This is a genomic window from Niabella ginsenosidivorans, assembly GCF_001654455.1.
Lineage (GTDB): Bacteria > Bacteroidota > Bacteroidia > Chitinophagales > Chitinophagaceae > Niabella > Niabella ginsenosidivorans.
In genome coordinates, this window is the sequence record NZ_CP015772.1 from 4,797,510 (window position 1) to 4,817,858 (window position 20,349).

A 20,349-nucleotide genomic window follows, 5' to 3' on the forward strand; every position below is an offset into this window, starting at 1 on the left:
ATTTTTTCTTTTTATTTTATTATTTCCCGGCATGGCAATAAAAACATTTGCCGCCGATGAGTGGATCCGCATCAATCAGCTGGGATATATTCCCAAAGGTATCAAGGTTGCAGTGTGGGCCTCAAAGAACAATGCTATACCCAAAAACTTTCAATTGGTCAGTACACAAACCGGTTCGGTGATTTTTTCGGGTGTTACAGGCGCGCCTTTTGGTGCTTACGGCCCTTTTTCCCAAACCCTGCGGTTGAATTTTTCCGCATTCCATACACCCGGCACCTATTATCTTACCTGCGGAAATGCCCGGTCGCCTGTCTTTACCATTGGCGATGATGTATATGCAGGGATCGCCGATTTCGGGCTGCGCTACTTAAGACAGCAGCGGAGCGGATTCAATCCCTTTTTAAAAGACAGTTGTCACACGCACGATGGTTATACCATGTATGGCCCGATGCCGGATACCACCCGCATTAATGTATGGGGCGGCTGGCATGATGCAACAGATTACCTGCAGTATGTGACCACTTCTGCAAATGCTACTTTTCACCTGCTGTCCGCCTACAGGGATTTTCCCGGGATCTTTACGGATCATTACCAGGCAAACGGACTGGAAGGCAGCAACGGCATGGCAGATGTATTAGACGAAGCCAAATGGGGGCTTGACTGGCTGCTGAAAATGCATCCCCGTAAAGACTGGATGTTTAATCAACTGGCGGATGACCGCGACCATCATGGTTTCCGCCTGCCTGATGAAGATTCTGTGGACTATGGCGTGGGCCCCGGGCTGGGGCGGCCTGTTTACTTTGCCACCGGAAAACCCCAGGGTTTGGGAAAATACAAAAACCGGACAACCGGCGTTGCTTCTACCGCCGGTAAGTTCAGCAGCGTCTTTGCTTTGGCCGCCATCATTTATCAAAACAATCCTTCCCTGGCTTCCCTGTTTAAAGAGCGGTCCCTGTCTGCTTATGAAATGGGGCTTGCAAAACCCGGTGCCTGCCAGACAGCGCCCAACCGGGAACCTTATTTCTATGAGGAGGATAACTGGACAGACGATATGGAGCTGGCTGCCGCAGAGCTTTACAGCCTCACCGGAGAAAAAAGCTATTATACACAATCGATCCGGTATAGCAAAGAGGAAAAAGTAACGCCCTGGATGGGGCAGGATACCGCCCGTCATTACCAATGGTACCCTTTCCACAATTTCGGACATTATGAGCTGGCCAAAGAAGCAGCGGCACCGGAAAACAAAACGATAACCAGCTATTACAAAGAAGGCATTGAGCGGGTATGGAACAAAGCCAGGAAAAACGCTTTTTACCGGGGTGTTCCCTTTATCTGGTGCTCCAACAACCTCAACACGTCTTTTGCCATACAATGTTACCTGTATAGGCAACTGAGCGGAGATAACCGGTTTGATGAGCTGGCCCAGGCCTGCTTTGACTGGCTCTTTGGATGCAACCCATGGGGAACGGGCATGGTGTATGGATTACCGGCAGGTGGTGATACGCCCGCCGATCCGCACTCCTCATTTTCCCAGCTGAAGCATTATCCCCTTGATGGGGGCATGGTCGACGGTCCTGTATACGGCAGCATCTTCAAAAACCTCAGGGGATTAAAATTGATGCATGAGGATCCCTATGCCGCTTTTCAATCGGATTATGTGGTGTATCATGATGATTCCGGCGATTACAGCACCAATGAGCCTACAACAGACGGAACCGCCTCGCTGGTGTACCTGATGGCCGCAAAGGAAGCGGAAGCCCGTAACCTTTCAGGGAATAATACCGTTACGGCTTATGGAGGGATCATAAGAGGAGACACGACTAAAAAAAATATTGCGCTGGTTTTTACCGGGGATGAATTTGGAGACGGCATTTACTCCATTGCCCGAACCCTGCAAACAAGAAAGATCCATGCCTCTTTTTTCCTCACCGGTAATTTTTACCGGAACCCTTCTTTTAAAAAAGGCATACAACTGCTGCAAAAGGACAGTAACTACCTGGGCTCGCATTCAGACCGGCATCCCTTGTATTGCGACTGGACCAACCGGGACAGCCTGCTGATCTCGCGCAGGCAGTTTTTGAACGATTTAACAGCAGCTTACCAGGAACTGAAACAATGGAACATTACCCCCAAGGAGGCTCCTTATTTTTTACCGGCCTATGAATGGTACAATGATTCGATTGCCGCATGGACAAAAGACTTTGGTTTACAGCTGGTCAACTTTACACCGGGTACGCGGAGCAATGCAGATTATACTTTTCCCAAAATGGGAGAAAAATATGTGCCCGGTGACACCATTTATAACAGCATCCTTCATTATGAAAAAAAAAGCCCTTCCGGGTTAAACGGTTTTATACTGCTGCTGCATATTGGTACTGACCCGGACCGTACGGATAAATTCTATGACCGCCTGCCCCAACTCATTGACGCACTCAGAGAAAAAGGCTACCGGTTCCTGCGGATCGATCAGCTGTTGAAGGAGCAATGAGCGTTGAGAAATAGTTATCAGCTTTTAGCAATTAGTACCTCATGGTCATATAAAAACAGACGGATGAAAAAAATATTCCTTTTTATAGCAACCGGTTTTTTAATGATGGCCGCCAGCGGGCAGGTAAAGCTGCCGGCGGCTTATCTTAAAGACAGCTTTCCCGTATTGGTCAGTCATTGCAAAGCTGTTCTGGATAAGGCATACATGGCGCAGAAGCTGATAGCAACAACGGATACCTTACCCGGCTGGGAGGGTTTTCCGGTAAAGCTGTATCAATATAAAACAGGCAATGACCTGTATACCGGTCAGCCCAAGACAGGGATGGTCTATTTGCTGAATCCTTCTCCTCAAAAGCTGGCGCTGTGGATCGCCACGGCCTGCTGGATCGCCAAAGGGTCAGTGGCCGGCCGCTATACAGATTCCCTGCTTGCGTGGATCAACAGGCAATCCAATGCCCAGTTTCCGGTAAAAGGCGTGGTTTATGAAGATCAGTATACAAATGACTTCCAGGAGCCTTATGTTTTCAAGGATGGAGTTACGGTGTATGTAAAAGACAGTACGATGTTCCCAAAAGACAAGACCTGTACACCGGAGCAACTGGCATTTTACCTGCGGTTAACCAATGATGACCTGAAACCGCAAACGGGGCAATATGCCCGTATTGCAAGCACCCGGCGCGAAGATTATATTGCTAACGGGGGCACAGAAGCTGTAGGCGATGCCGGCAACCGGAAAATAAAATGGCTGGATGTAGTACGTGATCTTTATAAAAAAGCCTGGAACTCCGATGAAAATGAACTCATCATTTTCTGGGCAAAAGATCACTTATAACACGATCATATTCTTTTTATAGGGGATCAGCTTTTTATCGGAAGGTTTTAACTCGGTGATCAGGTAATCGATCTGCTGCGGGCTGCAGATCTTCATATTGAATGTAGAGTTCAGCTTTTCTGAAATAGTGATCACGGCCAGCCTGTCGCAGCACGCGATCATTGCCTTCTTTACCTGGGCCACGTTCCATTCCCTTTCCGTAAGACCGGTTTTGGCATTTAAAGCATTGACTCCAAAAATGCACAGGTCTGCCTTTATCTGGTTCAGCTCATAAACAGGCTTTTCGCCAAGGGTGATCTGGGAAGACATATCCATCTGGCCACCAATCAGGATCACTTTCAGCAATGAATATTCTGCCAGGTGCAGTGCCATTAAAGGGCTTACTGTAAAGAAAGTAGCTTCCAGCTTTTCCGGGAGCAGGCGCACCAGCTCCAGCATCGTAGTGCCCGCCTCAATCAGGATCGTCATGCCCGGTTTTATTAATTCGACCGTTTTTTTTGCGATGATCTTTTTCTCTTCCTGCGCATAGACCTTTGTTTGCTGCACCGGGTAGTGGTACGACTTGGAAAGCGCCCCTCCATGCACTTTTATAATGTCACCGGCTTCTGCCAGTTCGGCAAGATCCCTGCGGATGGTATCTTCAGAAACATTCAGCTCCTCGCTCAGCGAAGAGGACAGCACTTTATTATGCAGGTTGATCTGCCTTAAAATATACGCCTGACGTTCATTTTTAAACATACCGCCGCTGGGTTGTTCCATATCTGTCATTTAAAAAAGCTTTTGTTTTGATTGTCTGCAACCGGTGCATAGTAAACAACCGTGCTCAAAGCTAATTAATTCTCCCAACAGGAAGCGCATACCTGCGTGAAAATTTTGTCAGCAGGTTTATGCAGTATTATTACACAACAGGAGTTACCCGTTCAGGGAAAAACAACGGCAGGCCCCGGCAATGATCCTGTTCAGGGATCTGGAAGAGCAGCCTATGCCCTGCAAAAAATTTCAGAAAAAATTTTTTTATTTTTTGTTTGCGTTTTTATGCGAATATATTAAATTAGACAAATAAAATCGGCTTAAAACCGCACTTCTTAAATAACTCCATTTATGGCAGTAATCGGATTGGATTTAGGCGGCACCAAATTAGCGGTTGCTTTATTTACTGAAGAAGGCAGCCTGCTTTACAAAGAGCGTGTGCCTTTAACGCTTTTGCAGGGCGAAGCAACAGGAGCACTGATCGCCGACCGGATCACAGCATTAAAGAACAGGTTTCCGGAAACAGCCATTACCGGTGCCGGCATTTGCGTGCCGGGCATTTATTATGCAAAAACAGGTAATGTGTGGTGCCCGAACATCAAGGGCTGGGAGAATTACCCACTTGGAAAGCGGCTTTCAGAAGCCTGTGGGGCTATGCCCATTGTCATTGACAGTGATCGCGCCTGTTATATTCTGGGAGAAGCCTGGAAAGGAACAGCAAAGGGATGCAACAATGCCATTTATTTATCTGTAGGCACCGGTATCGGTGCCGGTATCTTATCCGGAGGAGCTGTTGTAAGAGGCCAGCATGATATTGCCGGGGCCATTGGCTGGATGGCCTTAGCCCAACCCTTTCAGCTTCCTTTTAAACAATATGGCTGCTTCGAGCATTCCGCCTCCGGGGAAGGCATTGCCCGTTATACCCGTGAGCTCCTGGATACGATGAACGATTACAACGGACTGTTGAGAGCCATTGATGCAGAACGTTTAAAAGCACAGCATGTTTTTGAAGCATTTGAACAGAAGGATGTGCTGGCAACAGCCGTGATCCGCCACTGTGTGCAGTTTTGGGGAATGGCGGCTGCCAACCTTGTAAGTCTTTTTGACCCGGAAAAGATCATTTTCGGTGGAGGTGTTTTTGGGCCTGCCCAAAAGCTGATCCCTGACATACGGGAAGAAGCAGCAAAATGGGCACAGCCGGTCAGCATGCCATCTGTGTTATTCGTACCCGGCAGCCTTGGTGCTGACGCAGGGCTATACGGAGCGGCATCACTGGTATTACAAAAAGCCATTCCGTACCCCAACCATGATCAATAAGCAACTTCTTTTCAGCGCAGCCTGTGCCGGCATGCTCTTTTTTGGCGTTTGCCTGATAACGCTGGGCTCCGTTGTACCGGATTTAAAAGTTACCTACGGGCTCAATGATCTTGAGGCCGGGGCTTTATTTTCAATCTTACCTTTTGGCGTACTGGCCGGTTCACTGATTTTTGGCCCTGTTTGCGACAGGTACGGTTATAAATTTCTACTAAGCATTGCCTGCATCTGTATGGCCATAGGGCTTGAAGGGATCGCTTTTGCGCCTACGCTGCTTGTTTTAAACAGCTGCGTGTTCCTCTTCGGGGCCGGAGGCGGGGCTATCAATGGCGCTACAAATGCACTGGTAGCGGATATCAGCCATACCAATAAGGGAGCCAATCTGAGCCTGCTGGGCGTTTTCTTTGGTATAGGAGCGCTGGGCATGCCTTTTATCCTTGGCCTTTTACAACATCATTTTAATTATACGGTCATCTGCGCGGTTGCAGGAATTACCTGTTTTTTATTAGGTATCTGTTATGCGCTGCTTACTTTTCCAGAGCCTAAGCAACAACCCAACGGAACCGGTACCAAAAGCAGCTTTCTGCTAAAAGAATCTTTTTTATGGCTTATATCGTTCTTTCTTTTTTTCCAAAGCAGTTTTGAAGCCATTATCAATAACTGGACCACCTCCTATCTTTCTTCCCGGTTCAAATTTGAAAAAGAAACAAGCCTGTTTGCTTTATCCCTTTTTGTAACCGGCATGGCAGTGATGCGTTTACTATTGGGCAGCTTTTTCAGAACAGCCAAAAAAGTACACCTGTTCCCCCTTCTGTTCGGGTTGGTTGCATCAGGTCTTCTGTTTCTTACATTCGGCAACAGCTTCTTTACCGCTGCATCCGGCCTAATTCTTACAGGAGCAGGACTGGCAGGCGGGTTTCCTTTTATGCTGGGCTATCTGGGAAGCCGCTATGCAGCTGCATCCGGCACAGCGTTCAGTATTGCACTGACCATTGCCCTTACCGGCAATATTCTTATCAACTCCATTACAGGCATCATTATCCAGTACTACGGTATCCGGCATTTAACGACTATTGCCTGTACAGAGCTCGCCTTTATGATCTTCCTTTATTTTTTTATAATTAAACAACTCAAATCTTAAGTTATGTTAGCAACACAATGGTTGAATAATGTGCGGTCCATTATGACAAAAATTGAAGAAACACAAATGGATTTTATAAAAAAGGCGGCAACCGTAATGGCCGATTCTATTGAGTGTGGCCGGTGGGTGCATACGTTTGGCTGCGGGCATGCAACATTACCTATTGAAGAAATGTACCCGCGCATTGGCGGCTTTGTAGGGTTTCATCCCATGGTGGAGCTGCCCCTTACCTTTTTTACAAACATAACAGGGCAGATGGGGGTGCACCAGTTCATTTTTTTAGAGCGTGTGGAAGGCTATGGTGTTGAAATTATGAAAGGCTATAATTTTGACAAACGGGATACGATGTGGCTGTTCTCTCACTCCGGTATCAATAATGTAAATATTGATATTGCGCTGGAATCCAAAAAGCGTGGCATGCAGGTAGTGGTATTTGGCTCCGCTGCTGCCGCAAAGGGAAAACAGACCCGTCATTCCAGCAGGAAAACGATTTTTGACATCGCTGACATTGTAGTAGATACCTGTGCGCCTATTGAAGACGCTTCTGTGCCTGTAAAAAACCATATTGACAAAATAGGTCCTGTATCTACTATGGCTTTTGTAACCTGTGTGTGGATGACGGTGACCACCGTTGCCGAGATCCTGGCCGACAGGGGCGTGCAATTGTTTATTCACCCTTCACATAATGCCCCCGGAGCTCAAGACGCTAAAATACGGCTGGATGCCGCTTTGGATGAGTATAAAAGAAGGATCACCGGTGTTTAACCCTGTTCTTTATTGTTTTATCAAAAGGACAGCGAAAGGTTATACAAATGCCGACACAAGGAAATTTTATAGGATATGGATATAGAAATAAAAAGATTAAAGGAGGATACAGATACCTTAAAACAATTGATCCGGCTTTATGCCGAAGTATTCGAAACACCGGTTTTTACAATGCCCGATGACACCTATCTTAACGGGCTTTTACATAACCCCATGCAGCTTTTTATAATCGCCTTAAAGGATAAAACCCTGGCAGGAGGGTTAACAGCATACGTTTTACCTTCTGTTTACAGGCCTTCACCGGATATCTATTTATATGACATCGCTGTAAAGAAAAATCTGCAAAGAAGCGGTATCGGTACTTTATTAATGCACCGGTTATTTGAAGAAGGTAAAAGGATGGGGGCTTCTGAAGTTTTTGTTCAGGCGGATAGTGCTGACAGGCATGCGCTTAACTTTTATAAGCAATCAGGCGGCCATGCTGAAACAGATGTAATGCATTTCAGCTATATTATAAAATAATCCGTTATTTGATCGGAGGTAACTAAAAGGTACCCTGATGGTCATCCTGAGACTTCGGAAGCTTCTGACGAAATACAGACAATCAAGGGATCAGCTTTCGTCAAGCCCGTACGACCATTCCGGCGGTACCCGGGCTGACATTACTTTCTGGTAATTGCCAGGCTGTTCGTCGGACAGGAGCCCTGACAAGCGCTGTTATGCTGATTGGAATACTGTGCCTCAAATAAAACAGGGTTTAAGTTCATTGAGGGCAAATTCTTTAATCGCCATCCCGAGTTTTTTATTTGCTTGGCAAAGTCAATAGGGCCATGACGCTTTTCGGAGATTCCGGATTGAAGTTGCCCCAATAGCAGGAGTACTGCTTCGGCCTAAACATAAAAATCCTAAGGCTGAGTGTCCGCCAGCTGGCGGACCTGCCACTATGCACAGAAGCTGATAGCAGCTCTTTCCCGGAAGCGTGCCGTAACCCCTGCCCCTCCGGTCAGGCAGGCATTCCGGGGGCCTTTGGGGGGAGGTACCTTTTGGGAAGCAAAAAGGTACAGAAGAAAAATAAGATTGTGTATCAATTCAACAGAAAAGAGCATTGCAAGTCAGGTTCTTGGTAATTAGAATCCATGGGGAATATATTGGTTTTCTACTCTTCCGCCGGTAAATAATTTCAGGACCGCATAGCCGGGAGGCGTTTCCAGATAATAGCCCGGACCGGCAGATTCTTGATCACCCCGGCCCCACCAGAACCCGGACATGGCCCCGTTGCAACAATAATATACATTATTATACAAAGTGGTATCTGATAAATGATTGTGCCCGCTTAAACAAACCTTTACCTTATCCCTGTGTTTATAAAACAGATCCTTCAGCTTTTTAAAGTCGCTATGTCCCCCTCCCACCAGAACCGGTGTAGTGCCCAGTATAGGGTAATGAGACATTATGAGTACAGGCTTATGGTCCGGCAACTGCTCCAGTTCCTTTTGCAGCCAGTTAAACTGTTCATCGTCCAGTGAAACATTGGCATTATTACCGTCCAGCACTATAAAATGCCAGCCCTGCCGGGAAAAACCGTAATAACGGCCGGGCATTTTCAATCTTTTTACAACATATTCCTTTCCAAACATTTCATCTTCTTTTGACGGAGCCTTCCACCAGGGGTCATGATTGCCGATGCAGGAGTACATTTCATACTGTTTTATCACCTCCAGACAATTATCCCATATTTGCCATTGGCTCACGACCTGCTCTCTGACAACATCATCATACGAAGCATCCTGTATAGAATCACCGGTGTTTAAAAAGAAATCGGGCTGATGTTTCCTGATGATCATTTTTAAGCATTCCTTAAACCGTGCGGGAGCATTGTCACCCGGTCTGATATGCACATCTGTAATATGTGCTACCGTTATAAAATCTTTTTTTGAGATACGCTCTTTTTCAAAATACCCCGAACCTGGCAGGGCAATACCTGCCAGGCCCAGAGCAGATCCTTTAATAAAATTTTTCCTGTTCATTACTTCCTGTTAAAATCATTATATATGGTTTCTGACGATTGGGCACCTGCACTGTTCAAAAAGACAACTACCATCCAAACGGTTGTTTTAACTGTCCGTTTTGTGTTGTTTCCAGAACAGGAATGGGCAAATAATAATACTTCGGCTCTATAAAGGCCCGGGGAGTAACCCCTGTAACAATAGGTCCGCCGGCTTCTCCGTTCTGAAGAAAAACCGTAACGTTCTGGTCTCCGAAAACACCCACTTTATAGTAGATCAGTGTTACGCCTAATGCATTTTTTATCTTGTTTTTCTCATCCGGTATTGAGGCCGTTTTGCTGATCAGGATGATATCCGGAATACCATCTCCTGTAAGGTCATACTGTCCCAGGCCAGGGAAATAAAGCCCCTGCGCATAAGGCGCAAACCCTGTTGTTCCGGCATGCCAGCGCATCAGGTCATTGTACCGTTGTCCCTCCAATGCAAATTCAACGCGCTTTTCACGCCGTATCTCAAGAATCAGTCCTTTATTCGCTCCGCCTACATCAGGATATTTGGCGGCCAGGACCGGATCGGGATTTGCATTGGCACTGGTTATGAGCAAGGGGGGCATACCAGCACGGGCCCGTAGCAGCCCGATTGTTTTATCAATGTCGTCCTGCGTTACTGCACCCAGTTCAGCGCTGGCCTCGGCATATACCAACAGCACTTCTGCATACCTTATTGCCGGAACATCTGTACTGTTAATAACGGTTGCATCCGTACTGCTGTTCTGATATCCTTTCAACTGATGATATCCCGTAAAATTGTTGTTCAGCTTTTGTATATACGGCGTTGTGGCCGGCAGCAGAATAAAGCCGGGGTACATGAGCGTAGCATAGATCCTCGGATCCCGGTTTTTAAATTCCTCCACAAATTGTTTCTGCTGATAATTGGCAGCATCAGTAAACCTTGTGCCGTCCTTCATCAGATAGGTTTGCACCAGATCACGGGAAGGAGATTGCTCATAGTCCAGTATATTTGCGTTTCCGGAGCTTGCTATTTCCTTAGCCACATCATACGCAGTATTTAAAATCACCTCTTTATTCTGACTCAAGTCCTGGCTGTTAAACAGGTCTGCATAATTGGGCGTTAAAGCAAACTGACCGGATGCAATGATATCACCCGCCTGTTGTTTTGCCAGCTGCAAAAAACGGGCTGCAGTGCCTTGCAGGTTCAGCTCAGGATGATACTTCCGGTATGTTCCTTCAAATAAGGCCATCCGGGCATACATCGCTTTTACGGCCCAAAGCCCGGGGGTTCCTGCAGGAACCTTTTCCTTAACATTACCGGCCGCAAAATCCAGATCAGCAAATATGCTGTCCACCACCAGCGTTCTGGGATCGCTGGCTTTGTATAAGGATAATGAATCTGTAGGATCAATTGTATGGCTGTACCAGGGCACATCAGAAAAAAACTTTACTTTGTCCAGGTAAAATTTTGCCCTGTAATACCGGGCCAGACCGGCATAATGGTTTTTTATATCCTCTGAAACGGCAGCTTTGGAATAGTTGTCTAAAAAATAATTAATACTTCTTAACCTGCCCCAGTTCCAGTTGTTGGGTACGTTCTGGGGGCTTATATTCCCACTCAGGAGATTTTTAACGGTCACATTGCCGGTGGTGGCATAGTCGTCCGTAGCCTGTTCATTCCCGTTTACATACAGGGAGGTTCCGGGGTGGTCCAGCAGGCCGTTAATGTATAACGACAGATCGCTTTCCGTATTAAAATAAAGCTGGGGTGAGATGGACGTTTGCGGATACCGGTCCAGAAAACTTTTTTTGCAGGAGCTCATGCCGGCAAGCGTAATAAGGATTGCTATATAATACTTTTTCATGTGCATATTTTTTATTGATTTTGGCCACATGGAAGATTTCATTTAAATGCTTTTATAAGACAGCGGGGCTATTAAAGATCAAGGTTAATGCCTACTGAATACTTTCTCTGGTAAGGATAAGCCCAGCCATAACCATCAATAATAGATTCAGGGTCTACATATTTTTTGATCTGGGAAAATTCAAACAGGTTCTCTCCTGTAAAGAAGATCCTTAACCGGCTTACTTTTATTCTTTGTGTAAGAGCGCCGGGCAGGGTATAGCCAAACGTAAGATTTTTAATTCTCAAATAGGCGGCGTTCAGCAGGTATTTGGTCTGGGGTATATCCAGGCCGGACCCATAGTTATTATCTGCCAGCCAGGATTGCAGAACCGGGTAATAGGAGTTAAGGTTCGCATTTGCCAACCCGGCGGCGATGTAGGACTGGGAGTATGCGGCCTTTTCATCATCCGTAGCCGCTGTTGCCCTGTAAAAGTCCAGGTTCCAGGGATAGATATTGGCATAGGGCTGCTGGTACGGGCCCCAAAAAAGATAATGATGCGGGTAATAATCCATTTTTGCCACACCCTGTATAAAAAGGGAAAGGTCAATATTATTCCACGCCAGGTCTACGTTAAAGGAATAACGGTACCTCGGGCTTGAATTTCCAATAATGCGCAGGTCCGCAGGATTTTTATCACTGGTGCCCACGGTAATCTTATGATCGCCGTCCTGATCAATATATTTTGGCCAGCCGGGCACAATATTCAGCGCGCCCCAGGGTATAATGGCGCTTTCATCCAGCCCTGCTATATCATCTGCATCTTTAAAATAGCCGTCGTTTACCAGCCCCCATATTTCTCCGATCGTTTGTCCCTGTCTGTACGAGGCAGAGAACAGGCCCAATGGGTTATCATATCTGGTAATTTTGCTTTTATCATCCCATAGCTGCGCTTTTACGGTGAGTGCAAAAGGCTTATGCGCCACATCAAAGACCGTATTGTATGCTGCTGTAAGCTCCCAGCCTTTTGTAGACATGTCTGCTGCATTTTGTTTCGGAGCCGTTGTTCCCAGCACACCGGGGAGCACTTTTGATGCCACCAGCATGCCGGTGGTGTTCCTTACATAATAATCGAAAGTGATGTTCAGGTGGTTTTTAAGCAGGCCGATATCGGTTCCGAAGTTGGAGGAAGCCACGCTTTCCCAGGTATAGTTATTGGGGTCAACATCCAGGCCGGGCACTGAAGTAACCGGTTGCCGGCCTGCGCCATTGATGAGATAGCCGGAAGTGCCTAAACCCAGCCCCTGGATATATCCGTAATAGGCTACAGACTGGTTGCCCTGTTTTGCATAAGAAGCCCTGAGCTTAAAAGTGGAAATGGCAGGATCCAATGCTTCCCAGAACCGTTCCTTATTAATGACCCATGCGCCAGAAACACCTGGTGTAAATGCCCACCGGTCGTTGGGAGGAAAACGGGAAGAACCATCTCTGCGGGCTGTAAAGGTGGCAATGTATTTATCTTTAAACGAATAGTCCGCCCTGCCAAAATAACTCCTGATGGCATAGTCATAATAATCATCTCCAAAACCGGTTTGGGTAATGGAGGGATCGGTTCCCAGTGTAAGCCCGATGTACGGAAGGCTGGTAGAGATCAATTGGTTCCGGTCTACAGACAGCGGGTTCCATTGATAATACTCCTGGTTATATCCTGCGGTAAGTTTGATCCCATGCTCCCCCAGCGTTTTATTATAGTTTGCAAACAAATCATAGATATCCTGCCTTACCATGCCATTTACATTTGTAATGGAGCCGGGTGCGTTCACTTCGCGCACATCATCAGGCCCATAGCCCACCTGGATGGGCAGGTAAGAATAATAGCCACTCCAGAGCTCTCTTTTATTACTTGCCGTTCCGGTAATGGTAAGATCTCCGTTTAAAAGGGTAGCCGTTCCTCTCAGAATATTGGTAAATCCAAAACGGGTTTCTTTATTTCTTCCTCCGTCCACCAGCTCACCGGCTAAAATGCCCGCAGTATTATTTCCCCAGGAGCCATCGGGGTTCTTAGGTACATTAACCGGCTGTGTATAATAAACATCTGTTACATTATAAGAGGGCATATCTTTTATGAGTTCATAAACGCTCAGATTATCTTCAACCCGCAGCCAGGATAAGGGGTTAATACCAAGATTGGATCTGAGCCCATACCGGCTCCAGTCATTCTTTGTGATCTTGATCAGCCCGTTTTCTTTGGTATAATCGGCAGATAACAGATAATTGACGGGCCTTTTTCCTGCCGACGATCCGCTAAATGAAAGCGTATGATACTGAGAGAAGTTGGTGTTGCTGAAAAAATAATTGTTGAAGTTATAATTGCCCATATAGGCCCATTTTGCAGGATCGTCCGGGTTGACCATTACCTCCGGCGCTGAAGAAGGGTCATCGGAGCGTTGTTTGGCCCAGGTTTGTTCCCAGGGAGTAAAGCTGGCATAATCCCAGGGAGTATTCTGGGTAGCGATCTTCATTACTTTTTTATAGATATAAGGATCCGTAATGGGATCCGGCATTACTGTTCTCCTGGATAAAGCAAAATAGTCATTATAGGAAATGGTTTGCCTTCCGCCTGATTTTCCTTTTTTTGTTACAATCATGATCACACCAAATGCAGAGCGGGCACCATATATAGCAGCGGAAGCGCCATCCCGTAAAGTGGTGATCGATTCTACATCTGAAGGGTTCAGGCGCAGCAGGTCGTCTGTTTGCGATGCAACGCCGTCAATCAATATCAGCGGGGAACCTCCGCCACCATTGATGGAGCCCATGCCCCGGATATTTATGTTGGGAGTGCTTCCCGGGGCACCTCCTGAATAAGAAATATTTAACCCGGCGCTTAAGCCCTGCAGGCCCTGCATAATATTAGCTACCGGCCTTTCGGCAATCTTGGCGCCCGAAATCTGGTCAACCGCACCTGTTACTTCTATTCTTTTCCGGGTACCATATCCTACATTTACAACAATCTCCTGCAGCTGATCACTGCTGCCGCCCGGTTCCAGATAAACATCAAGCACGGTATTCCCGTTCAACGGAAGTTCCTGTCCGGTATAGCCCACCGAGGAAAATTCCAGTATCGCGTCCCTTGGGGAAACAATAGCGTAAGCCCCCGAAGCATCTGTAACCGTTCCCCTTGCAGCACCCTTTAAGGTAACAGAAACTCCCTGCAACAGGCTGCTATCCTTAGCAGACCGCACTACACCACTGATCTTCAGATCCTGCGCCCCTGCACAAATACAAAGCGCAAAACAAAAAAGTGTAAAAGCCAGTTTTTGCATCGTTTAAATTTTTGATTATTGATTATTGTAAAATTTTGAAAGAACAGTCTGGTTGTTTTGCATTCACTGATTGAATGGGTACAGTCAGTCTCCTTCCGTTTATGTCCTTGTTTCTAAAACACAAAATTCATTATTCCGGCAGCATTCGTCTTCTTTCCCTCTTTAAATAATTAACACTTTTACCTTATGAAATTATTAATTATTTTGATTGAACGTTCATTCAATTAAAAATACGGGTAAAAAAATTATATTCGTACCCCTGTGCAACCGGGCTGTACTGTTTTAAATGTCAATTGCCAGCGCGGAAGGTTCGGTGTACTGCGCGGGAGATACTGTACTGGCCTTCAAAAATGTTCTGTATCATTTTCTTGGGCAGATTCAGTATTTTTCAGCCCTGAATTCGTCATGAACTAAACCAAAAGAAAAAATGGGCAGAAAAAGTTTGCGGGAGCCAAGGCAAAAAGAAATCGTAAAGGCCTTTTATAAGGTAGCCAAGAAAGAGGGACTGGAAGAAACCTCCATTGCCAAGATCGCTGAGGTTATGGACATTAACCCCAGCCTTATTGTTCATTATTTCAAAAACAAACAGGAACTGGTATATGCCCTGATTACCTATATTCTTGACAAATACCTTCTCATTTATGAAGTAGAAAATACGGAAAACCCGAAAGTTTCAGATTTAAGGAAAATGATCGACAACCTGTTCTCAAAAAAATGGAACCGGCTTTTTGATGACGGACTTTTTTACAGCTGTTATGCGCTTACCTTCAGGGATAAAAGGGTGCAGCAGATGTATCTCAATATTGCGCATACCCTTCGCAGCAGGCTGGCTGCTTTTATTGCGGCCTGCAACAGGGAAAAGATCTTATCCGTAAAGAATGTTGATGAGATTGCCGACAGGCTTTTTGTTTTGGTGGATGGCTCCTATTTTTATTTAAGCGTGATCACCGACAAAAAGGAGTATGAGCAGATCGTAGCCCGGCATAAGGCCGGAGCCTATGCATTGCTGGGAATTTCCTGATCATTGTTTCTAGGTCTGTTCCTGAAATATTTGATCATACCAAAACAGGCAATGACCAGCCACAGGCAGTTGGCCAGAAAGTTGGGCGTATCATCAAAATCCAGCGCTTTTATTGCCAGACCGGCACCGCCCAAAAGATTTAATGCCTGGAACAGCCACCCGTCAAAGCGGATGTATTTTAAATTCAATAACAGGTAGGCCAGTGTACAGCTCCCCAGCCCGATCCAGCCAATGCTATTCAATAACATAATGTAAATTTTTTCCTAAAAGTAATGGATTAACTACTAAAGCCATCCCGTACCGGTAACCTTTCTTTTGAACTGTTGCCGGCATAACAGCTATAATATGGATGTGGAATTTTAATCAGACCGAAAGGGTTTCCGAAAACGCAACGCTTTTTTTTGTTGGTCTGTAATGAATTTCACTTGCATGTTATGTCCCGCTGTTCCGAACCTTCGGAACGCAGGCTTCTGCCAATGACGGAAGCGCAGATGGACTGGTTGTCAGCGCTGTTCAGGGAGCATTGAATGGCACCAGCCCTTTCTTTTGGTTCTTCCGGGATGCCGGGAATACCCTATCCTAAAATCCATCTGCTTTCGGAAACCTTTTAATGCTCTGGCTACTTAGCCGCAATGCTTTGTTCAGATCTATAATAAATTTCACTTGCGTATAAGAAGTCAATTTTCACCAATAACAAAAGATGTCCGGATCAACCAGAGAAAGGGCGGCCGGTGAAAAACACCAGCGGAAAACAGGCTGAATTACCTATTGGCATTGGCCTGTCAAAAATCTGATGGTTGCCCGGTCATAATCACTATAGATATGATGATCGGCTACAGCAATATGAATTTGCTCCAATACGGCAAGCTTTTGATTCAGCGACAGGCTTTTCAGTACAGGGAATGCAGCCGGGTCGCTTTGTAAAGCTGCTGTTAACGCGTCAGCAGATGTACTGAAATAGTTTTTATTATCAATAAACCCATTGGCCTTCAATTCTGTAAATACAGCAGCTGACTGTTTATCGGAAAGCTGGCCACTTCTTGAAAAACGTTCCGGATAAACCGGACTTCGTTCATTAACCAGGTACTTACTGCATACACCTCTTGCATTCAATGAATTTGAAAAAGAAAACGCTGCAGCATTTCCGGCAGCCCCAACCTCCGGATTACTGTCGGACCCTGCCATACAAAACTGAACGGGAACCGTGGTGTTTTGCAACACATTGGTGCTGCCCTGTGAACAATACTGCACTTCTGCTTTAAAATGGTACAGGAAGGATAACGCCGCCGAGAAAAAACCGCCGTCGCTCATGCCAACAGCATATCTTGGCACCGAACGATTGGCGATGCCCCGGGTGTAAAGATTGTTGGTTATAATGCGAATGTTGGCATTATCTACATTCGACATACTATCATATGGCAACAGGGCCCACCGTATTTTACCATCTCCGTTCTCATCTACGCCGGTAGTAGCTTCTTCGGCTTCCGTAATAAGCACTGCAAAATGATTATTGACCAGCTCTTTTATCAGTTGCTGCCATTCATAATCATTTGCAATGTTTGCAGCGCTTCCACCAGTACCATGCAACAGGTAAACAATGCCCTTGTGTTCCCCGGGAAAGCAATAATATACCGGTTTTAACCGATCCTTTCCCATAATCTGCTCATACCGCAAAGTAAAAGGATCACCGGTTCTTACGGTGCCGGTCAGGGTTACATTCTTCCCCGGCATAATAAACCATGTGTGCCATTCGCCTGCATCATTCAGCAGGGAGCTATCCCCGCTCCAGATACCGAAAACCTGGTCTCCTGTATAGGCCCTGGCAAACAGGTGCACTGTATCCCCTGTCCTATACCTGCCGCTTCCGTAACCGTTGTGTATGGTAACCGTAAAACTATCTGCTGAAGGTGCAACGCCGGCACCAGCTTCCTTTTTACAGGATGTAATTAACAGGTAAAAAAGGGAGATGGATATCAGATTTTTCACAACCCTGTTTTTAGCCTTTGATAGCAATTTCGGAAAAAGGTTTAAAGGCAAAGCATTGATGCAGGGGTTTTACTTCCCCAGGCTGGTCCTGTTGAGGTTCCGGAGACGGAACAATAGGTGGATCCGCTCTACGCAGGGTTTGTCAGCAATGCAAAAGACCCGGTGGCAGCAAAAAAAAGATTTAAGCGACCCTTATCCGGCAATTTCTATTTCCCCGGATGATGCCAGGCATTCCGCAAAAACCGCAACCAGTTGCCATGCATGATCTTTTCAATATCGGCATCAGCATATCCCCGTTTTTTAAACAAGGCCGGAAGCTTTTGCAGATCGGCAATGGTTTCCAGGTCATACGGGCATTGCTCTTTTCCAAAGGCGCCGTCCAGGTCTGACCCCATGCCGATATGATCCGCATTTCCTGCCAGCTGGCAAATATGATCCAGGTGATCAACCACAACCTCAAGGTTGCAATTCATTGCCCGGGGTTCCGATTGTCCTCTTACCCAACCTGGAACCATCATCCAGGCATCCAGAGCGCCGCCAATCACCGCACCACGTTCTATCAGCGCTTTTAGCTGGTCATCGCTGTACTGGCGGTTATGATGCACCAGTGCGCGCACATTGTTATGGCTGGCCCATACCGGGCCGTTAAAATGTTCCAGTGCTTCCCAGAAACTGTCGTCACACAAATGCGTTGCATCCAGGATGATATTCAGCCGCTCCATTTCTTTTAATAAAGCATGGCCTTTTACTCCCATAAAGCCGGCAGCATCCGTGCCCTGCGCATAAACGCCCGGGCCGTAGTGCGCCGGGCCCACCGCCCTTAGTCCGTATTGGTAAGCTTTTTCGAGATGTTGTAAACCAACGATAGAGTCCGCTCCTTCAAGGCTTAAAATATACCCCACTGGTTTTTTATCAGCTGCTGTATTGCCCATCCAAAGACGCACATGTTGCTCCAGAGCATCCAGATCTGCTATCTGCACCATTTCTCCCTCTTCTTCCATGGCATTATACCACGCCAGCTGGCCCTGTGTTTGTGCCCAGGCCTGCTGTTGCGAATGCCAGCCTGGCAAAGGATTTCCCGGCGCCACATAACGCGCTATCTGGGTGGCGACCACCAGCCCGATATTCCCTTTTCTCAGCTCGGGTAATGCTACGGTTGCCTTTGCCCTGTCCGGCTTATCTGTCAACCCGTTTTCACGCTGGTTTATCTGCGCTACCGGCAGCCGCAGATCGCGGTTCCATTCCAGCGCATTCATGCTCAGATCCAGATGGGCGTCTATTGTAAACATCATACCGTTATTTTTCTGTCGCGCGCCGTATTTTCCCATTCACCTGCTGCGATCCCGTTTTCCACAACAATAGCTCTTTCATATAACGCACAGGTAGGACAGATATGCACAGGCATGCCATAAAGCGCCTCCCCGATTTTAAAGAGATGCTCTTTATCTGCTCTTAATTTTAAATGCTCCTCGCTCTGCCCTTCAAACAAAACATCCGGAGCATTGAGAAAATGCACCCGGTCATTTAACGGGTTTTCCGCGGCAACGGATTTATGCCCCAGATCTGTACAAACGATACCTGCTTCCGGCAGGGAAATGACCCGGGTAACCACCAGTGCTGCGGGCTGAAACAAATGTTCCTTATACCGGGTGGCATAGCCATAGTCCCAGTAAACAAAAGTACCCGGGCTGCATTCCACGTCTGCTCTTCTGGCATGAACAGAGAAGGTGGGCGATCCACCAATGATCAGAGCAGGCTTTACAGATCCTGCATTCATTATTGCATCTTTTATTTTTGTTACCTGGTCAAAAACAGCATCGCTCTGCTGTTTCCGTATCTCATAATCAGGATCCGTAATATGCCCATCGTAGGCATGCAAACCTATAAAGCGGATATTCTTCAATGCACAAATCTCTTTAAAAAGAACAAACACTTTTTCCGGAAGAATGCCCGTCCGGTTCATTCCCACGTTTATGTCAATATACACTTTAATAACAGCGGATGCACCCTGTGCCGCTTCATCGATCTTCACGGCTGCTTCCGTATTATCCACCAGGCATGAAAAACGGGTTTGCGGATATTTGCTGATCAGCTCCAGCAACCGGCTGATCTTTGGGCCAACGGGCTGATAAGCCAGTAACACATCCGGGGCATTGACCATTGCCAGCATTTCTGCTTCTGCAATGGTGGCGCATTTGAACCTTGTAATACCTGCCTCCAGCATTAACCGGGTTATTTCCTTTGTTTTGTGCGTTTTTACGTGCGGCCGCAGCCGGTCTGCATTCCCCACCATTGAAAGGGCAAGCGCAATATTTGCCTTTACCCGTTGAGGATATACCACCAACGCCGGTGTATCTACCTCGTTGATATTATTAATCCGGTACCACTCACTCATATTTATTGCAATTCAAACACAGCTTCTATTTCAACCGGAATATTATCGGGCAGCGAACCGAAGCCCACAGCGCTCCTTACGCCGATACCGTTTTCTTCACCCCATACTTTCGCAAAGAGCTGGCTACATCCGTTGATCACATAAGGGTGTTTTTCAAATTCCGGAACGCAGTTCACCATTCCCAATACCTTTACCACTCTTTTTATCCTGTTCAGGCTTCCCAGGTTTGTCTGAATGGTTGAAAGGATCGTAAGACCTACCTGTTGTGCCGCCTGTTTTCCCTGCTCTATATCCAGTTCTTTGCCGATCCGTCCGGTAATTAAGCTTTTATCATCCTGTACGGGCCCATGCCCGGATACATATAATAAATTGCCAATGACCAGGCAGGGCTTGTAAACCCCCAGGGGTGGAGGTGCAGGAGGCAGTGTAAGCCCCAGTTCCATAAATTTCTGTTCTGCGTTTTGTTCCATA

16 protein-coding genes are annotated in these 20,349 nt (G+C 46.5%); 7 read left to right on the plus strand and 9 right to left on the minus strand.

The window, feature by feature from the left end; genetic code table 11:
• The first annotated feature begins 31 nt into the window (after nt 1-31).
• A complete protein-coding gene (locus A8C56_RS20360; RefSeq protein WP_245645615.1) occupies nt 32-2,488 on the plus strand; it encodes a glycoside hydrolase family 9 protein in 2,457 nt (818 codons plus the stop codon).
• A gap of 63 nt (nt 2,489-2,551) precedes the next feature.
• Complete coding sequence (locus tag A8C56_RS20365; RefSeq protein ID WP_067760206.1) at nt 2,552-3,319, plus strand: cellulase; 768 nt, start codon at nt 2,552-2,554, stop codon at nt 3,317-3,319.
• Here the strand turns inward: A8C56_RS20365 and A8C56_RS20370 are convergent.
• Nucleotides 3,314-4,078 carry a DeoR/GlpR family DNA-binding transcription regulator gene (locus tag A8C56_RS20370; RefSeq protein ID WP_245645616.1) on the minus strand — a complete coding sequence of 255 codons (765 nt, stop codon included), beginning with the start codon at nt 4,076-4,078 and terminating at the stop codon, nt 3,314-3,316. The genes A8C56_RS20365 and A8C56_RS20370 overlap by 6 nt on opposite strands.
• Before the next feature lie 342 nt (nt 4,079-4,420).
• Between A8C56_RS20370 and A8C56_RS20375 the strand changes: the two genes are divergently transcribed.
• From A8C56_RS20375 to A8C56_RS20390, 4 genes are all read left to right on the plus strand, one after another.
• Nucleotides 4,421-5,386, plus strand: a complete 966-nt coding sequence (locus A8C56_RS20375; RefSeq protein WP_067760208.1) for an ROK family protein — start codon at nt 4,421-4,423, stop codon at nt 5,384-5,386.
• A complete protein-coding gene (locus tag A8C56_RS20380) occupies nt 5,376-6,524 on the plus strand; it encodes an MFS transporter (protein ID WP_067760210.1) in 1,149 nt (382 codons plus the stop codon). Before A8C56_RS20375 ends, A8C56_RS20380 begins: the two co-directional genes overlap by 11 nt.
• Nucleotides 6,525-6,527: 3 nt before the next feature.
• The gene (locus tag A8C56_RS20385) at nt 6,528-7,289 is read left to right on the plus strand and encodes a sugar isomerase domain-containing protein (RefSeq protein WP_067760212.1); all 762 of its coding nucleotides are present in this window, start codon (nt 6,528-6,530) and stop codon (nt 7,287-7,289) included.
• Nucleotides 7,290-7,364: 75 nt separating this feature from the next.
• Complete coding sequence (locus A8C56_RS20390; protein WP_067760214.1) at nt 7,365-7,811, plus strand: GNAT family N-acetyltransferase; 447 nt, start codon at nt 7,365-7,367, stop codon at nt 7,809-7,811.
• 605 nt (nt 7,812-8,416) lie between these two features.
• Here A8C56_RS20390 and A8C56_RS20395 read toward each other — a convergent pair.
• The 3 genes from A8C56_RS20395 to A8C56_RS20405 all read right to left on the minus strand — a co-directional run bounded on the left by A8C56_RS20395 (nt 8,417) and on the right by A8C56_RS20405 (nt 14,476).
• Nucleotides 8,417-9,316: a metallophosphoesterase family protein gene (locus A8C56_RS20395; protein ID WP_067760217.1), complete on the minus strand. Its 900-nt coding sequence runs from the start codon at nt 9,314-9,316 to the stop codon at nt 8,417-8,419.
• 67 nt (nt 9,317-9,383) lie between these two features.
• On the minus strand, nt 9,384-11,171 hold the full coding sequence (locus tag A8C56_RS20400; RefSeq protein ID WP_067762344.1) for a RagB/SusD family nutrient uptake outer membrane protein: 1,788 nt from the start codon (nt 11,169-11,171) through the stop codon (nt 9,384-9,386).
• Nucleotides 11,172-11,242: 71 nt separating this feature from the next.
• Complete coding sequence (locus tag A8C56_RS20405; RefSeq protein WP_067760219.1) at nt 11,243-14,476, minus strand: SusC/RagA family TonB-linked outer membrane protein; 3,234 nt, start codon at nt 14,474-14,476, stop codon at nt 11,243-11,245.
• Between the two features lie 427 nt (nt 14,477-14,903).
• Between A8C56_RS20405 and A8C56_RS20410 the strand changes: the two genes are divergently transcribed.
• A complete protein-coding gene (locus A8C56_RS20410; protein ID WP_067760221.1) occupies nt 14,904-15,497 on the plus strand; it encodes a TetR family transcriptional regulator in 594 nt (197 codons plus the stop codon).
• Here the strand turns inward: A8C56_RS20410 and A8C56_RS20415 are convergent.
• The 5 genes from A8C56_RS20415 to A8C56_RS20440 form a co-directional block, all read right to left on the minus strand.
• Complete coding sequence (locus tag A8C56_RS20415; protein WP_084490309.1) at nt 15,473-15,745, minus strand: CBU_0592 family membrane protein; 273 nt, start codon at nt 15,743-15,745, stop codon at nt 15,473-15,475. The two genes, A8C56_RS20410 and A8C56_RS20415, sit on opposite strands and share 25 nt — an antisense overlap.
• Nucleotides 15,746-16,262: 517 nt before the next feature.
• The gene (locus tag A8C56_RS20420; protein ID WP_067760225.1) at nt 16,263-17,483 is read right to left on the minus strand and encodes a hypothetical protein; all 1,221 of its coding nucleotides are present in this window, start codon (nt 17,481-17,483) and stop codon (nt 16,263-16,265) included.
• Nucleotides 17,484-17,689: 206 nt separating this feature from the next.
• Nucleotides 17,690-18,775: a dipeptidase gene (locus tag A8C56_RS20430; protein WP_245645617.1), complete on the minus strand. Its 1,086-nt coding sequence runs from the start codon at nt 18,773-18,775 to the stop codon at nt 17,690-17,692.
• Complete coding sequence (locus A8C56_RS20435; RefSeq protein ID WP_067760227.1) at nt 18,772-19,878, minus strand: D-TA family PLP-dependent enzyme; 1,107 nt, start codon at nt 19,876-19,878, stop codon at nt 18,772-18,774. Before A8C56_RS20435 ends, A8C56_RS20430 begins: the two co-directional genes overlap by 4 nt.
• Before the next feature lie 2 nt (nt 19,879-19,880).
• Complete coding sequence (locus A8C56_RS20440) at nt 19,881-20,348, minus strand: RidA family protein (protein WP_067760228.1); 468 nt, start codon at nt 20,346-20,348, stop codon at nt 19,881-19,883.
• Nucleotide 20,349 lies beyond the last annotated feature (1 nt).

Excerpts from the sequence above, each read along its gene's own strand:
- A8C56_RS20385 (WP_067760212.1), top strand. The coding sequence starts at position 6,528 with ATGTTAGCAACACAATGGTTGAATAATGTGCGGTCCATTATGACAAAA.
- A8C56_RS20390 (WP_067760214.1), top strand. The coding sequence starts at position 7,365 with ATGGATATAGAAATAAAAAGATTAAAGGAGGATACAGATACCTTAAAA.
- A8C56_RS20430 (WP_245645617.1), bottom strand. The coding sequence starts at position 18,775 with ATGATGTTTACAATAGACGCCCATCTGGATCTGAGCATGAATGCGCTG.
- A8C56_RS20435 (WP_067760227.1), bottom strand. The coding sequence starts at position 19,878 with ATGAGTGAGTGGTACCGGATTAATAATATCAACGAGGTAGATACACCG.
- A8C56_RS20415 (WP_084490309.1), bottom strand. The coding sequence starts at position 15,745 with ATGTTATTGAATAGCATTGGCTGGATCGGGCTGGGGAGCTGTACACTG.
- A8C56_RS20410 (WP_067760221.1), top strand. The coding sequence starts at position 14,904 with ATGGGCAGAAAAAGTTTGCGGGAGCCAAGGCAAAAAGAAATCGTAAAG.
- A8C56_RS20440 (WP_067760228.1), bottom strand. The coding sequence starts at position 20,348 with ATGGAACAAAACGCAGAACAGAAATTTATGGAACTGGGGCTTACACTG.
- A8C56_RS20365 (WP_067760206.1), top strand. The coding sequence starts at position 2,552 with ATGAAAAAAATATTCCTTTTTATAGCAACCGGTTTTTTAATGATGGCC.
- A8C56_RS20375 (WP_067760208.1), top strand. The coding sequence starts at position 4,421 with ATGGCAGTAATCGGATTGGATTTAGGCGGCACCAAATTAGCGGTTGCT.
- A8C56_RS20380 (WP_067760210.1), top strand. The coding sequence starts at position 5,376 with ATGATCAATAAGCAACTTCTTTTCAGCGCAGCCTGTGCCGGCATGCTC.
- A8C56_RS20370 (WP_245645616.1), bottom strand. The coding sequence starts at position 4,078 with ATGGAACAACCCAGCGGCGGTATGTTTAAAAATGAACGTCAGGCGTAT.
- A8C56_RS20405 (WP_067760219.1), bottom strand. The coding sequence starts at position 14,476 with ATGCAAAAACTGGCTTTTACACTTTTTTGTTTTGCGCTTTGTATTTGT.
- A8C56_RS20395 (WP_067760217.1), bottom strand. The coding sequence starts at position 9,316 with ATGAACAGGAAAAATTTTATTAAAGGATCTGCTCTGGGCCTGGCAGGT.
- A8C56_RS20400 (WP_067762344.1), bottom strand. The coding sequence starts at position 11,171 with ATGAAAAAGTATTATATAGCAATCCTTATTACGCTTGCCGGCATGAGC.
- A8C56_RS20360 (WP_245645615.1), top strand. The coding sequence starts at position 32 with ATGGCAATAAAAACATTTGCCGCCGATGAGTGGATCCGCATCAATCAG.